The organism is Rhodococcus phenolicus, assembly GCF_001646785.1.
Lineage (GTDB): Bacteria > Actinomycetota > Actinomycetes > Mycobacteriales > Mycobacteriaceae > Rhodococcus > Rhodococcus phenolicus.
Genome location: NZ_LRRH01000145.1, coordinates 12679 through 27319, shown reverse-complemented (window position 1 = coordinate 27319; position 14641 = coordinate 12679). Strand labels below are relative to the sequence as shown.

Sequence of the window (14641 nt, the reverse complement as noted above, 5' to 3'; positions counted from 1 at the left end):
GCAGGGCGTCGAGTCCCTGCGTGGCCGGCCGCAGGATCCGCAGCGACAGGCACGTCCCGCCCTGGGCGACCGGTGCCAGCACCGCGTGCAGCCTCACCCCGAACTCGCCGTGCCCGGGCAGCCGCCCGTCCACCCACGGCTGGGCGTCGTCGAGCCGCCGGCCGGCGAACAGCGCCAGACGCTGGGCGAGGCGGCGCACCGACGCCTCGTCCGGGAACGTGACCGGTGCGAGCTGCAGCCCTGCGCCGCGATCGACCCAGACGCGGTCCGGAGCGGTCACGAGCACATCGGTGACGGCCGGTTCGGCGAGCAGCGCTTCGAGCGGTCGCGCGCCGAGGGCGTCCGGACCTCCGCGCGCGCTCGGCGCGTCGGCGAGGCCGGACTGGGCCCGCATCGCGGCGAGCAGCGGAATCCCGACGACGGTGGCGACGTCGGCGCCGCGCAACCCGCCGGGTGCGGGTCCGCGGACCACCAGGCCAGCATTCGGGTTCCGCGCCCCGACCCATTCGGCGGTCCTGGCCGCGGCGAGCGCACCGCCCACCCGCGCCGGGGTGACGAGGACCGCGAGATCGGCGGCGGCGACCATCGCCTCGGCGGCCGGACCGAAGTTGCGCGAGACGTCGCACACGATCACGGCGCCCGAGCGGCGCGCCGCGTCGAGCACCGCGGTGACCGCGGCCGGCTGCGGCTCCCCGGACACCGTGCGGTCGGTGGAGAGCACACCGAGGCCGGGTGCCCAGTCCGGCACGGCGTCTCGCAGGGCGCGCGCGGAGACCCGGCCGCCCTCGACGGCGAGTCCCGGCCATCGCACCCCGGGGCGGTCCTCCAGACCGGTGAGCACATCGAGACCGCTGCCGTGGGGATCGCCGTCGACGAGCAGGACGTTCGGGTCGTCACGGTCCGCCGCGGTCCAGGCGAGCGCGGCGGCGAACGTGGAGGCGCCGGCCCCTCCGCACCCGCCGACGACGGTGACGATGCGGCCCCCGCCGGTGTCGGGTTCGGCGGCGGCACCCAGTACCGCGAGCAGTTCGACCTCGTCGTCCGGGAGCGCGATCACGTGTTCGGCGCCCACCGCGGCCGCGGCCTGCCAGTCCGGGAGTCCTGCGGCACCCGAGCAGACGAGCACCACGCCGCGCCGCCGCGGGAACGTCTCCACCGCCGTCGCGGTGGCGTGATCGACGACGACGAGCCCGGCATCGTCCCAGCTGCGCCGCGTCGGAGGGACGGGTGCGTCGTCGAGGTCGCGGTCGGATGCGGCGGCGACACGTCGCAGACTCGCGAGCAGTGTGCCGTCGGAGATCAGCGCGAGGATTCGCGGGGTGCGCTCGTCGTTCATGCGGACAGCGTGCGCGGAGACCTCGACGCGGGGAAGACGATTTCTGCCCGAACGGCGAATCTGTGGATGAACCGGGCGCCTGTGGACAACTCGATGAGCCGACCGCGTTCGGATACGGGACGACCCTCGCCAGGGGGGAGGAGGCGAGGGCCGTCGTGTTCAGCCCCGGGGGGTCGGGCTGAACACAGCCTGGTTTGCGCCCAGGTAATTCCGATACTACACCGGCTCCGACGACTATTTGCAAGTTGAAGCATTGATCGGACCCGGTGCGCCTCGGACCGGCCGAAACGCTGGACGGGGGCCTATTGTGGTGCGGTGACCGACGAGACACAGCGGCCCACCGAGGCGGGTCGCATCGCCGCGTTCTTCGACTTGGACAAGACCGTCATCGCGAAGTCCAGCATCCTCGCCTTCAGCCGGCCGTTCTTCGATCAGGGACTGCTCAATCGGCGGACGGTGATCGAGAACACCTATGCCCAGTTCCTGTACCTGATGTCCGGCGCCGACCACGACCAGGCGCAACGCATGCGCGCGTACATCGCCGCGATGTGCGAGGGCTGGGACGTCGAGCAGATCAAATCGATCGTCGCCGAGACGCTGCACGAGATCGTCGATCCTCTGGTGTTCCAGGAGGCGGCGGACCTCATCGCCGACCACAAACTCCGCGGACACGACGTAGTGGTGATCTCGGCGTCCGGAGAGGAGGTCGTCGCGCCGATCGCGGCCGCGCTCGGGGCGTCACACAGCACCGCGAGCCGGATGCGCATCGTCGACGGACGGTATGCCGGCGAGCTCGAGTTCTACTGTTTCGGCGAGGAGAAGGTGGCGGCGATGAAAGAACTCGCCGATCGATACGGCTACGACCTGACGCGCAGCTATGCATACTCGGATTCGTCGACGGACATCCCGATGCTGCAGGCGGTCGGGAACGCGCGCGTGGTCAACCCCGATCGGGCGTTGCGTCGGGTCGCCACCGAAAAGGGTTGGCCGGTATTGACTTTCGTAAAGCCCGTGCCGCTGCTGCGACGGCTGACCGCCCGCGGTCGCGGATTGACGACGATCGGCGCGCTCGTGTCGGCGACCGCCCTGGTCGCCGGCGCCGCCACGTACTCCGTCCTGCGCCGACGCCGCTGAGACGGCGGTCCGATTCCGGCGAAATTCGACGGAAAATGACCGCGAATGGGGCTTGCCGACCCCGGCTACAGGGGGTAGAAATGGTGTTACGGAAGCCGGAAGGCCAAGAGCGAATCGGAAGAGAAGGTTCGATCTCCCGTACCGACTTCCCAGCACGGACACCGAGTACCCACGCGGAGCCGATGCCACTATAAGGGCAAAAGCGTTGTGGGCCTGCGAGATCCGGGGCATCGCGAGCGAACATCCTCGCACCCGTTGCGAGGGCGAACTCCCGAAACCCGAGTCATCGCCGAGGTCGTTGACACACAACCCATTCCAGCACGCATGTGTAACACGGACCGTCCGTGCTAGCGGGTGGCGACACCGACGCAAGTCGGCGGCGTCACCCGCTTCGCATGTGGAGCCTCGGGTACCGAGCCCGTCTGCAAGGGCAACTTCCCTCCCCCGCAGCAGCTTCCGAGTCCGGCACAACCGTGCCGACCCCGCAGGGCGACGGGGTCGAACATTGCTGACACACGATGTCAGGGTCCCGGTGCGAGCATGGTCCTGCGGTCCGGCACCGGACACGGACTGCGGAGCGACCGATCACGGACAGACCGATCACGGACAAGGGGCCCGATGCAGGAAACACCGGAAGAACTCGCAGCACTCCAGGCCCTCCTCGATTCCTCGCTGGCCCGGTCCACCGCACACCTCCGGTCGATCATCACCGGCGAGAGCACTCTGACCGCCGAACAACTCGTCGAAGCGCTCACCGGGATGTGCACACTCGCCCTGTCCACCGTGACGGCCGGCGGCGAACCCCGGATCAGCGGCGTCGACGGGCACTTCCTTCACGGCAGATGGCACTTCGGCACCGCGCGGGGTGCCGCCAAGGCCCGCCACCTCGCCGCGCGGCCCGCGGCGAGTGCCGCGCACCTTCGTGGCGAGGAACTTGGTGTCTTCACCCACGGCACGGTGGAGATCCTCAACCCCGTGAACGCCGAACCGGCCGCGGACTGGCCCGAACTGCTCGATTATTTCAAGTCGTTCTACGGCGAGGACATGTTCGACTGGAACAACGAGGTGGTCTACTACCGGTTGCATCCGCACTGGATCACCGTCTACGCCTCCGGCGCCGCGCTGCCCCGCCCCTGACACGACTGCCGCGTCGTGACATCGCGAGACCTTCCGGACCGCCGAAGCGGGTTCAGCCGGCGAACGCGTCGGCGATGGAGGTCGCTTCGCGGGCCCCGGACTCGAGGGCGTCGCAGCAGAACAACAGCCAGGCGCCCACGCCCTCGGCGGTCCCTCGGCCGAACGCGGTGACGCCGTCGCGGTAGGCCGGGACACGGCGCATCCAGGTCACCTCCGGGACCCCGAGGTTGCGGGTGTCGAGGCCGGTCGAGACGCAGACGAGCCGGGAGGCGGCGCGCGCGATCACCCCGTCGGCGGCGCCGAACGGGCTCAGCGTGCACAGCTCACCGTGCACGACGGCCGCGACGACGGGCGCCGGCACGCGGGTACCGCCGGTCACCAGCTGTGCGAGCGCATCGAGACGCTCCCCGATACCGGGATCGGTCCGCGGACGGCCCAGCGACTCCGGGTCGTCGACCAAATCCGCGGCCGCGAGCAGATGCAGCCGCGCAAGGGCCTGTAGCGGCGCCCTCTTCCACGTCGCCACCAGGATGCCGAGGCTGTCACCGTCGAGTGCCTGCGCGACCCGCAGCGCCCCGGCGAGGATCGGGTCGCCGGCTTCCCCGGGCGCAGGAAGGTCCATCGAGCCACCGTCGATCGCTGCCGACGCCCGCGCCGCGCGCACCGACGCCTCCGCGGCGGTGTTCGCCCATCCGCGCCGATTGGTCTTGTGCCGGTGCACCTCGGCGAGCGCGTCGCGCGCCCGGTCGGCGGCGTCGCGCACGCCGGGCAGGTCGAGAAGTGGCTGCAGCGGGTCCGTCACGACTGTCGACGCTACCGGTCGCGGCCCGGATTCCCACCGGCGGTCCGTTCGTCGCCGGAGCCGACCACCCGTCGCTCGACATCGACCGATCGGCGCAAGTGACCAGGTTGCAAGTCTGTGCAACGATGCGATCCCCGTCACAGGTGACTACGCTCACTTGAGCCCATTCGTTTCGCACACCCCCCGGAAAGAGGCCCCGGCATCATGACCAGCGCAGCCCAGGACCACGAACAGCAGGTGTTCCCGCCGAGCGCGGAGTTCACCGCGACCGCCAACGCCGGTCCGGAGTTGCAGGCCGCAGCCGACGCCGACCGCCTCGCCTTCTGGGACGCCCAGGCCCGGCGCCTGGACTGGGCCACCCCCTGGACCGAAGTACTGGACTGGTCCGACGCGCCCGTCGCGAAATGGTTCGTCGGCGGGCAGCTCAACGTCGCATACAACTGCGTCGACCGGCACGTCGAAGCCGGCAACGGCGACCGCGTCGCCATCGCGTTCGAGGGCGAACCCGGCGACTCACGGGCCCTGACCTACAACGATCTGCTCGCCGAGGTCTCCAAGGCCGCCAACACCTTCACCGATCTCGGCCTGGTCGCCGGCGACCGCGTCGCGATCTACATGCCGATGATCCCCGAAGCGATCATCGCGATGCTCGCCTGCGCTCGCCTCGGCCTGACCCACTCGGTGGTCTTCGGCGGCTTCTCCGCCTCCGCGTTGCGCTCGCGCATCGACGACGCCGCCGCCAAGCTGCTGGTCACCGTCGACGGTCAGTGGCGCCGCGGCGCCCCCGCCCCGCTCAAACCCGCCGCCGACGAAGCGGTCTCCGGGGCCGAATCCATCGAGCACGTGCTCGTCGTCAAGCGCACCGGCATCGACGTCGACTGGACCGACGGCCGGGACCTGTGGTGGCACGAGACCGTGGACAAGGCCTCCGACCGGCACACCCCGGAAGCCTTCGACGCCGAGCATCCGCTGTTCATCCTCTACACCTCCGGCACCACCGGAAAGCCCAAGGGCATCATCCACACCTCCGGCGGCTACCTGACCCAGGCCTCCTACACCCACCACAACGTCTTCGACCACAAGCCGGGTAAGGACGTGTACTGGTGCACCGCCGACATCGGGTGGGTCACCGGCCACACCTACATCGTCTACGGACCTCTGAGCAACGGGGTCACCCAGGTCGTCTACGAGGGCACTCCCAACTCTCCGAACGAGCACCGCCACTTCGAGATCATCGAAAAGTACGGGGTGTCGATCTACTACACCGCCCCCACCTTGATCCGCACGTTCATGAAGTGGGGCCGCGAGATCCCCGACGCCCACGACCTGTCCAGCATCCGACTGCTCGGCTCGGTCGGTGAGCCGATCAACCCCGAGGCCTGGCGCTGGTACCGCGAGGTCATCGGCGCCGGCACCGCCCCGATCGTCGACACCTGGTGGCAGACCGAGACCGGCGCGATCATGATCTCCCCGCTGCCCGGTATCACCGCCACCAAGCCGGGCTCGGCGATGGCTCCGCTGCCCGGCATCTCCGCCAAGATCGTCGACGATCAGGCCCACGAACTCGGCCACGGCGGCAACGGATATCTGGTGCTCGATCAGCCGTGGCCGTCGATGCTGCGCGGCATCTGGGGCGACATGGACCGGTACAAGGACACCTACTGGTCCCGCTACGCCGAGCAGGGCTGGTACTTCGCCGGCGACGGCGCCAAGTACGACGAGGACGGTGCTCTGTGGGTGCTCGGCCGCGTCGACGACGTCATGAACGTGAGCGGACACCGCATCTCCACCTCCGAGGTCGAATCCGCCCTCGTGTCGCATCCGGCGATCGCCGAGGCCGCCGTGGTCGGTGCCTCCGACGAGACCACCGGGCAGGGCATCGTCGCGTTCGTGATCCTGCGCGAGCACGTCGAGAACACCGGCGATCAGCTGATCAAGGAACTGCGCGATCACGTCGCGGTGGAGATCTCCCCGATCGCCAAGCCGCGGCAGATCTCGGTGGTGCCGGAACTGCCCAAGACCCGCTCGGGCAAGATCATGCGCCGTCTGCTGCGCGATGTCGCGGAAGGCCGCGAACTCGGCGACACCTCGACGCTGGTCGATCCCTCGGTCTTCGACGCGATCCGCGCCCGGAACGCGTAGGTAGCCCGGGTACACGTCGGCCCCCGATCCGTGCGGATCGGGGGCCGATTGCGTAGGTGTCAGACCTCGTCGAGAGAGGCGTCCTTGGTTTCCCGGACGGCGAGCAGGGCGACGAACGTCAGCACTGCCGCGACCAGCAGGTACACGCCGACCCAGCCGACGCCGTACGTCGTGGCCAGCCATGTCGCGATGAACGGTGCCACGGCCGCGCCGAGGATGCTCGACACGTTGTAGGCGATGCCCGACCCGGTGTAGCGCACGTTGGTGGGGAACAGCTCGGGCAGGATCGCGGACTGCGGGCCGAACGTGAAGCCCATCAGCAGCATGCCGAGGATCAGGAAGACGAGCATGCGTGCGGAGCCCATGGCGTCACCGTCGAGCAGCAACCCGAAGCACAGGCCGAACACCATCATCGTGCCGGTGACGACGAGCAGCGTGGCCCGGCGACCGTAGCGGTCGGCGAGGATGCCGGAGACCGGGATCGCGGCGGCGAAGAACAGCACGGCCACCAATTGCAGGACCAGGAAGTCCGAGTACTGGAAGCCGGCGCCGGTGCCGCCCTGGGCCGGGGTCTTGCCGGTGCCGAAGCTCAGCACCCAGGTGGTCATGATGTAGAAGAGCGTGTACGTCGCGAGCATCACGAAGGTACCGATGATCAGCTGGCGCCAGCTGCTCTTGAACACCTCGACGAGCGGGGTCTTGACCTTCTTGCCCTCGGCGACCGCCTTCGCGAAGACCGGGGTCTCCTCGAGTTTGAGACGCACGTACAGGCCGATGATCACCATGACGGCGCTGAGCAGGAACGGCACACGCCAGCCCCACTCGAGGAACGCGCTCGACAGGTCCGGATCGGCGTTGTCGTGGCCGAGCAGCAGCGTCATGATCAGGAACAGGCCGTTGGCAAGGAAGAATCCGATCGGGGCGCCGAGCTGCGGCCACATCGCGGCCCACGCGCGCTTGCCGGGCTTGGCGGTCTCGGTGGCGAGCAGCGCCGCACCGGACCATTCACCGCCGAGGCCGATGCCCTGGCAGAAACGCATCAGCGCCAGCAGCGCCGGCGCGAGCAGTCCCACCTGATGGTAGGTGGGCAGCACGCCGATGAGGAATGTCGCGATGCCCATGGTGAGCAGCGAACCGACCAACGTCGCCTTGCGTCCGATGCGGTCGCCGAAGTGGCCGAACAGCACGGAACCGATCGGACGCGCCACGAACGCGATTCCGAAGGTCGCGAGGGACGCGAGCAGCGCCGTCGTCTCGTTGCCCTTCGGGAAGAACAGGTGCGGGAAGACCGATACAGCAGCGGTCGCATAGATGTAGAAGTCGTAGAACTCGATGGATGTGCCGATCAGGCTCGCGACGACGATGCGCCTGCGGGGTACTCCCGCGACGTTGTCGTCGTCGTGCCGGTCGACGTCGAGGGCAGTGCTCAAGAAACTCGCTCCAAACCGTCACATCGTGGGAGTGCGTCCCACCTAGTAGGAAAATTGAACACCCATTTTCCTTAGCGAAGCAAATTTGACATTGCGGGAACGGCGCCGGTCACCGCTAGGATCAGCGGAAGGTGTGCCGGGAAGTCTGGTCGGCGGCTCTACAGCCCTGCCCGAGATCCAGAAGGACCGCCCGTGTCAGAAACGTCAGGTTCCACGTCGTGGAGCAACGAACTCACCCGATACCTCCGCACCGAAACCGTCGGTGGTTCGATCCTGCTGGTTGCCGCCGCGATCGCGGTCGTCTGGGCGAACTCGCCGTTCTCCCCCGCCTACGAAGCGCTGCGGGATTTCACGATCGGCCCCTCCTCGCTCCACCTGAACCTGACCATCGGCACCTGGGCCCAGGACGGCCTGCTCGCCGTGTTCTTCTTCATCGCCGGCCTGGAACTCAAACGCGAACTCGTCGTCGGTGAACTCGCCGACCCGAAGAAGGCATTGCTGCCCGTTCTCGCCGCGATCGGCGGCGTCGTCCTCCCGGCCGCCATCGCCCTGACCGTCGGATGGGGAACACCCGGGCTCGAACGGGCCTGGGCGGTCCCGGTCGCCACCGACATCGCGTTCGCCCTGGGAGTGCTCGCGCTGACCGGCTCCCGCATCCCCACCAGCGCCCGGGTGTTCCTGCTCAGCCTCGCCGTCGTCGACGACCTCATCGGCATCGGGCTGATCGCGATTCTGTTCACATCGTCGATCTCGCTGCTGTGGCTGCTTGCGACCGCGGCCTGCGCCGTCCTGTACTGGTTCGCCCAGCACCGGCGCGTGACCACTCCCCTGCTGTACGTGCCGCTGGCCGCGCTGACCTGGTTCGCCGTGCACCAGTCCGGGATCCACGCGACGATCGCCGGCGTGCTCCTCGGACTGCTCACGCGCGTCCACGCCGATCCCGGTGAGGCCGCGGCCCCCGCCGAGCGGCTGTCCCACCGCATCCAGCCGTGGTCGGCCGGCCTGTGCGTGCCGTTGTTCGCACTGTTCGCCTCCGGAGTGCCACTGGGCGCGGAAGCGGTCGGTGCCGTGTTCACGACGCCGGTCGGCCTGTCGATCGTGCTCGGCCTCCTCGTCGGCAAGACCATCGGCATCTTCGGCACGTCATGGGTCGCGATCCGGCTCGGGATCGCCGCTCGACCGACGGGGCTGCACTGGGGAGATCTGCTCGCGCTCGCGGTGCTCGGCGCGATCGGATTCACCGTCAGCCTGCTCATCGCGGACCTCGCGCTCGGAGACGGAGATCAGGCGGACATCGCGAAAGCCGCGGTTCTCGTCACGTCAGCGATCGCATCGCTGTCGGGATCGACGCTACTGTTACGGCGTGGGCGAGCCCACCGCCAACCGGACGAGACAATTGGAGGGGTCGACAAGTGAGCGTCACGAACGGGAACAGGAAGCCAGGCGACGGCGCACCGACCAGCATCTCGTCCATTCCGCTGACCGAAGTGCCCGCCCCGACTCCCCGGGATGCAAGCATCGGCGATCTGGTGCGCGACGCGACCGCGCAGGTGTCGACACTGTTCCGCGCCGAGGTGGAGCTGGCGAAGGCCGAGGTCACCGGCGAGGTCAAGAAAGGTCTGCAGGGCAGCCTGTTCTTCATCCTCGCGCTGGCGGTGCTGATCTTCAGTTCGTTCTTCTTCTTCTTCTTCCTCGCCGAACTGCTCGACATCTGGGTCGCCCGGTGGCTGGCGTTCCTCATCGTCTTCCTGATCATGGTGCTGGTGACGGCGATCTTCGCCCTCATCGGCTATCTGCGGGTACGCAAGGTTCGCGCACCGAACAAGACGATCGACTCGCTCAAGCAGGCCAAGACGGTCCTGCCGATGCACGAGGAGCCCGTCGCCGGCGCCGGTCCCCGGCACGCGCGCTGACCTGCGAACGTGCTCGACACCGCGTCCCTCCCCGATCCGTCCACGGTCCGATATCCCGGACCGTGGACGCATCGTGATATCCATGCGAACGGGATCCGCCTGCACGCCGCCGAGATCGGCCCCGCCGATCCCGGGGCACCGCTGGTGGTGTTCCTGCACGGTTTCGCCGACCTGTGGTGGACGTGGCGGCACCAGCTGACCGCGTTCGCCGAAGCCGGTTTCCGGGCCGTCGCGGTGGATCTGCGCGGCTACGGCGACACCGACAAACCACCGCGCGGTTACGACGGCTGGACCCTGTCCGCCGACATCGCCGGACTCGTCCGGGCGCTCGGACACACCGATGCCGTTCTCGTCGGCCACGCCGACGGCGGGCTGGTGTGCTGGGCCACCGCGATCCTGCATCCCGAATCGGTCCGCGCGATCGCCGTCGTCGATTCGCCGCATCCGATCTCGCTTCGCGACGCGACCCTGCGCGACCGGGCCCAGCGGAAGGCGCTGCTCCCGACGTTCCTGGACTATCAGGTTCCGTGGCGCCCAGAGAAATTGCTCGTCCGCGACGACGGCGCCGAGATCGAACGGCTCCTGCGGGCCCGGTCGGGACCCTCCTGGCCGAACTCCCCCGAGTTCGCGGAGGTGGCGCAGAAACTGCGCTCGGCGATACGCATCCCCGGTGTCGCCCACTCGACCCTCGAATACCAGCGCTGGGCGTTCCGCAGCCAGTGGCGGCCCGACGGACGCCGCTTCATCAAGGCCGTGGGGGTCCCGTTGACGCTGCCGATTCTGCAGTTGCACGGCATGCTGGATCCCTATGTGATGGCGTCCACGGTCCGCCGCTGCTCGCGGTATGCCCCCGACCGCATCCTGAAGTTCGTCGACGACGCCGGCCACTACGCCCACCAGGAACGCCCCGACGCCGTCACCGGGATGCTGCTCGACTTCGCTGCCGCGCTCTGAGACGGCTGCCACGCTCGGAGAATCAGACGATGCAGGCGCCGGTCTCGACCGCGGTCACCGACGATCCCGCCATCGCGAGCTGACGGCTCACCTCGTCGGCCGTGAGCGCGAAACCGGTGTCCGTGTCGTCGACGGCGGCACCAAAGACGACGCCGAGGACCCGGCCCTGCTCGTCCACGAGCGGTCCGCCGGAATTCCCCTGCCGGATCGAGCCACGGACCGTGTAGACCTCCCGCTCGACGGTTCCGGCGCGGTAGATGTCGGGTCCCTGCAGTTGCAGCGACTCGCGCACCCGCGCCGCGCTCGCCGTGTACGGCCCGCCGCCGGGGTACCCGAGGACGATCGCGCTGGTACCGGACTCGGCGGTACCGTCCGCGAAGACGAGCGGCTCCGCCGTCAGTCCGGGCACCGCGAGGATCGCGACGTCCACGGCCGGATCGAACAGCACGACCTCCGCTTCGAGCGGTCCCCGCTCGGTCTCCACCGTCACCGCCGTCGTGCCCGCGACGACGTGCGCATTGGTCATCACCCGCTCGGGAGCCACCACGAACCCGGAACCTTCGAGCGCCTTCTGGCAGCTCGGGGCGATGCCGTTGATCCGCAACACACTCGGATGGAGCGCGAGCGGGACGGGACCGTCGAGCGTCGTGCCGTCGGGCGGCTCGACCTCGGTGATCGGGGTTCGACCGAACGGTCCGATGACCTCCGGCAGGCCGGAGGTGTCCAGCAGCGCCGAGAATTCACGCGGAATGCTGCGCATCCAGTCCGGCGCGATCTCGTCGACCGTGCCGAGCACGTGGGAACCGCGGACAGCCGCGGACAGCTCGGTCTGAGTGGATGCGGTCAGCGGGATCGCCAGCAGCCACGCCGCGACGAGCACCGCACCGGCCTGCAGGACCGCACCGACCACGCTGTCCACTCCGCGGGCGACGGGACTGTGCATGCCGCTGCGGGCGGCCCGGCCGAGCACCATCCCGGCGACCTCACCGACGATGACCAGCACCACGATGAGCGCGACCCCGGCGAGGAGCCGCGTGTTGCCCTCGTCGACGTGCACCAGCACGTGCGGGGCGATGAGAATCCCGGCGACCGCGCCGAGCACCACCCCGAAGAACGCCAGTGCCGACGCGACCGCTCCCTGACGCAGTCCCGACGACACTGCGACGACGACCACCAGCACGATGATCAGGTCGATCCACCCGGATCCGGTCACGGTTCGACGACTCCTGTCTCCAGTTCGGCGAGCGCGACGTCGAAGTCGCGCACGTCCCGGTGATCCCACTCGATTTCCCAGCCCGACACCGCGAACAGACCGGCGAGAACTCCCGCGGTGAAACCCCACACCAGCATGCCGTCGACCTGGAAGGCCGGGCCCTGGTAGCCACGCGAGTGCCGGACCTGGAAACGGTTGTCCGGATTCAGCAGGTCCCGCAGCGGCACCCGCACCACGCGCGCAGCCTCACCCGGATCGACGACACCGATCGGGCTCGGCTGTTCCCAGTACGCGATCACCGGGGTCACGTCGAATCCGGAAGGCGGGATGAAGATCTCCGGCAGCACGGCCAGCGGCCGCACCCCGGCCGGTTCGAGCCCGGTTTCCTCCTGCGCCTCGCGCAGGGCGGTGCGGATCGGTCCGTCGTCGTCCGGGTCGGCGGCGCCTCCGGGGAACGCCACCTGACCGCTGTGCTGCCGCAGCGTGGGGGCGCGCTGGGTGAGCAGCACGTCGGCGTCGGCGGGCAAGCCGCCGCGCGCGAGTGGATCCGGGACCGCCGAGCCGCCGAACAGCACGAGCACAGCGGCGGGACGCACGCTGCTGCCGTGCGGGGGCCGCCGATCCAGGATCGGGTTGAGGTCGTGCGGGTCACCCCGTTCGAGCGTCGCCACGCGCCGGAGCCAGTACGGGGTCATGCGCTCACCCCCAGGTGCGTCTCGACGGCGGTCGCGATCTCCTCGACGCTGCGGAACGGCTGAGGAAGCACCTTCGCGATCGACCCGTCGGGCCGGACCAGCACCGTCACCGGCAGCACCGGAGGTGCCGCCACCGCGGCCTGCACGCGCGCCGAGCCGTCCTGCACACCGGGCACCTGCACCCCGTACTCGACCAGCCGGGACAGGGCATTCGATTCGTTGGGGTCGGTGTGGACCGTGACGAGCGCGACCCGATCCCCGGCGCGGCGCGCGTACTCCTGCAGCACGGGCAGCTCCTCCGCGCACGGACCGCACCACCACGCCCACAGATTGAGGATCGCGGGACGGCCCCCAAGCGCGGCCGCCAGATCCACCGAACTGCCGTCACCCACGCATTCGAACGTCATCCCGGTGAGCGGACCGGCCGGTGCGGTCCCGGTCGGTGCCGGGCACGGCTGCAGGTTCGCCTCGGCGCGCAGCGGCGCCAACGCCTGTGCATCGTCCTGGGGCCGCCGGTCGGCGGGCGCGGCGGTGCCGGTGCGCCCACCGGACCCGGCCGGCTCCGTGGTCTCGGTGTCGCGCGGCCAGATCGCCACGATGAGCGCGACGACGACGACGAGGACAGCGAGGCTCCACCGCCCCGCACCGGACGATCTCATTCCTCGGTCACCGCCCGGCCAGTTCGAGCAGATGCTCCGTCTCCGGGCCCTTCACCAGCGCGGCGGCGGTCGCCGGGTCGGTGGGGCCGATGCCGTAGGACGGGCAGTCCTTCGCGAGCACGCACACGCCGCAGGCCGGCTTGCGGGCATGGCACACCCGCCGGCCGTGGAAGATCACGCGATGCGACAGCAGGGTCCATTCCTTGCGTTCGATGAGGGCCCCGACGGCGTGTTCGACCTTCACCGGGTCGGTTTCCTCGGTCCATTTCCAGCGGTTCACGAGCCGGCCGAAGTGGGTGTCCACGGTGATGCCGGGCACGTCGAAGGCGTTGCCGAGGATCACGTTGGCGGTCTTGCGGCCGATGCCGGGCAGGGTCACCAGGTCCTTCATGCGACCGGGAATCTCGCCGTCGAACCGCTCGAGAAGGGCCTGGCCGAGCCCGATCAGCGAGTTCGCCTTGTTGCGGTAGAAGCCGGTCGGCCGGATGAACTCCTCGAGTTCGGTGCGTTCGGCCTCCGCGTAGGCGCGGGCGTCCGGGTAACGGGCGAACAACGCCGGGGTGACCTGATTGACACGAACGTCGGTGCACTGCGCCGACAGGATCGTCGCGACCGCCAGCTCGAGCGGCGTGGTGAAGTCCAGTTCGCAGTACACGTGCGGGAACGCCTCGGCGAGCTGCCGATTCATACGGCGGGCGCGCCGCACCAGGGCCAGCCGAGATTCCGGCTTGCGGGCGCTTCGGGGCGCGCGCGAACGCCTCGCCTCGGGGCTCTCGGACGGGGTCGCATGCACCTGGACCACTGTACGTAAACAGCCCGACACCACTCCGGGACCGTGTCGCTTCTGAGACCTTTCCCGTGTTTACTTCCCGATATGCAAGCTCTTGCCGTCGTGCTCTTCCCGGTGCTCCTGATGCTGTTTGCACTGGCCATGGAGCGGGTCGAGTCGCGCTTGAGTCGCCTGTCGGTCCGTGAGCAGGAGGTCGAGGACTTCCTCAGCCAGGCCGGTCACGACGACGTCGCGACCCTGGCCAGAGAGGGTTTCCCTCACGCTCTTGCTCGTCTGCACCGCCGGCGCCGGAACGGCGACGCTGCCCACGTGGTCGAGGATTCCCCCCTCGACACGGACGCCCGGCAGGCGAGCTAAGAACGTGACCGGCCGGTAGTATCCGGTACCGCACAGCGGACACACGACGAGCAGTTCGTGGTGTCAGTCACTCGTGCTT

At 69.2% G+C, this 14641-nt stretch carries 14 protein-coding genes; 7 read left to right on the top strand and 7 right to left on the bottom strand.

The window, feature by feature from the left end; all coding sequences use genetic code 11:
* Positions 1 to 1336, bottom strand: a 1336-nt coding sequence (ssd, locus tag A8G15_RS27800) for a septum site-determining protein Ssd (RefSeq protein WP_068166386.1), incomplete at its 3' end; no start/stop codon positions are given.
* A 315-nt stretch (positions 1337 to 1651) separates the two neighbouring features.
* Here ssd and A8G15_RS27795 point away from each other — a divergent pair.
* The gene (locus tag A8G15_RS27795) at positions 1652 to 2470 is read left to right on the top strand and encodes an HAD family hydrolase (RefSeq protein WP_068166385.1); all 819 of its coding nucleotides are present in this window, start codon (positions 1652 to 1654) and stop codon (positions 2468 to 2470) included.
* Between the two features lie 618 nt (positions 2471 to 3088).
* Positions 3089 to 3607: a pyridoxamine 5'-phosphate oxidase family protein gene (locus A8G15_RS27790; protein ID WP_068166384.1), complete on the top strand. Its 519-nt coding sequence runs from the start codon at positions 3089 to 3091 to the stop codon at positions 3605 to 3607.
* Between the two features lie 52 nt (positions 3608 to 3659).
* On the opposite strand, the gene A8G15_RS27785 is transcribed toward A8G15_RS27790, so the two are convergent.
* Positions 3660 to 4409 (bottom strand): oxidoreductase, encoded by a 750-nt coding sequence (locus tag A8G15_RS27785; protein WP_068166381.1) that lies wholly within the window; start codon positions 4407 to 4409, stop codon positions 3660 to 3662.
* Positions 4410 to 4613: 204 nt separating this feature from the next.
* On the opposite strand from A8G15_RS27785, the gene acs reads away from it, so the two are divergent.
* Positions 4614 to 6551, top strand: coding sequence for an acetate--CoA ligase (gene acs, locus A8G15_RS27780; protein WP_068166380.1), 1938 nt, complete (start codon positions 4614 to 4616; stop codon positions 6549 to 6551).
* A gap of 59 nt (positions 6552 to 6610) precedes the next feature.
* On the opposite strand, the gene A8G15_RS27775 is transcribed toward acs, so the two are convergent.
* Positions 6611 to 7981 (bottom strand): MFS transporter, encoded by a 1371-nt coding sequence (locus tag A8G15_RS27775; protein ID WP_068166378.1) that lies wholly within the window; start codon positions 7979 to 7981, stop codon positions 6611 to 6613.
* Between the two features lie 192 nt (positions 7982 to 8173).
* Between A8G15_RS27775 and nhaA the strand changes: the two genes are divergently transcribed.
* The 3 genes from nhaA to A8G15_RS27760 are packed head-to-tail and all read left to right on the top strand — an operon-like array spanning position 8174 to position 10848.
* The gene (nhaA, locus tag A8G15_RS27770; protein WP_068166376.1) at positions 8174 to 9397 is read left to right on the top strand and encodes a Na+/H+ antiporter NhaA; all 1224 of its coding nucleotides are present in this window, start codon (positions 8174 to 8176) and stop codon (positions 9395 to 9397) included.
* Positions 9394 to 9894 (top strand): phage holin family protein, encoded by a 501-nt coding sequence (locus tag A8G15_RS27765; protein ID WP_068166375.1) that lies wholly within the window; start codon positions 9394 to 9396, stop codon positions 9892 to 9894. Before nhaA ends, A8G15_RS27765 begins: the two co-directional genes overlap by 4 nt.
* Before the next feature lie 9 nt (positions 9895 to 9903).
* A complete protein-coding gene (locus A8G15_RS27760) occupies positions 9904 to 10848 on the top strand; it encodes an alpha/beta fold hydrolase (protein WP_068166374.1) in 945 nt (314 codons plus the stop codon).
* Between the two features lie 22 nt (positions 10849 to 10870).
* Here the strand turns inward: A8G15_RS27760 and A8G15_RS27755 are convergent, their stop codons facing one another.
* Genes A8G15_RS27755 through nth form a run of 4 tightly spaced genes read right to left on the bottom strand, consistent with a single transcriptional unit; the run spans position 10871 to position 14217 of the window.
* Entirely contained in the window at positions 10871 to 12061 is a 1191-nt protein-coding gene (locus A8G15_RS27755) for a MarP family serine protease (protein WP_068166372.1), read from the bottom strand.
* On the bottom strand, positions 12058 to 12756 hold the full coding sequence (locus A8G15_RS27750) for an NUDIX hydrolase (RefSeq protein ID WP_068166370.1): 699 nt from the start codon (positions 12754 to 12756) through the stop codon (positions 12058 to 12060). Before A8G15_RS27750 ends, A8G15_RS27755 begins: the two co-directional genes overlap by 4 nt.
* Entirely contained in the window at positions 12753 to 13415 is a 663-nt protein-coding gene (locus A8G15_RS27745; protein WP_068166368.1) for a TlpA family protein disulfide reductase, read from the bottom strand. Before A8G15_RS27745 ends, A8G15_RS27750 begins: the two co-directional genes overlap by 4 nt.
* Before the next feature lie 7 nt (positions 13416 to 13422).
* On the bottom strand, positions 13423 to 14217 hold the full coding sequence (nth, locus tag A8G15_RS27740) for an endonuclease III (protein ID WP_068166366.1): 795 nt from the start codon (positions 14215 to 14217) through the stop codon (positions 13423 to 13425).
* Between the two features lie 72 nt (positions 14218 to 14289).
* On the opposite strand from nth, the gene A8G15_RS27735 reads away from it, so the two are divergent.
* Positions 14290 to 14562 carry a hypothetical protein gene (locus tag A8G15_RS27735; protein ID WP_068166364.1) on the top strand — a complete coding sequence of 91 codons (273 nt, stop codon included), beginning with the start codon at positions 14290 to 14292 and terminating at the stop codon, positions 14560 to 14562.
* The last annotated feature ends 79 nt before the right edge of the window (positions 14563 to 14641 follow it).

Excerpts from the sequence above, each read along its gene's own strand:
- A8G15_RS27790 (WP_068166384.1), top strand. The coding sequence starts at position 3,089 with ATGCAGGAAACACCGGAAGAACTCGCAGCACTCCAGGCCCTCCTCGAT.
- acs (WP_068166380.1), top strand. The coding sequence starts at position 4,614 with ATGACCAGCGCAGCCCAGGACCACGAACAGCAGGTGTTCCCGCCGAGC.
- A8G15_RS27750 (WP_068166370.1), bottom strand. The coding sequence starts at position 12,756 with ATGACCCCGTACTGGCTCCGGCGCGTGGCGACGCTCGAACGGGGTGAC.
- A8G15_RS27745 (WP_068166368.1), bottom strand. The coding sequence starts at position 13,415 with ATGAGATCGTCCGGTGCGGGGCGGTGGAGCCTCGCTGTCCTCGTCGTC.
- A8G15_RS27735 (WP_068166364.1), top strand. The coding sequence starts at position 14,290 with ATGCAAGCTCTTGCCGTCGTGCTCTTCCCGGTGCTCCTGATGCTGTTT.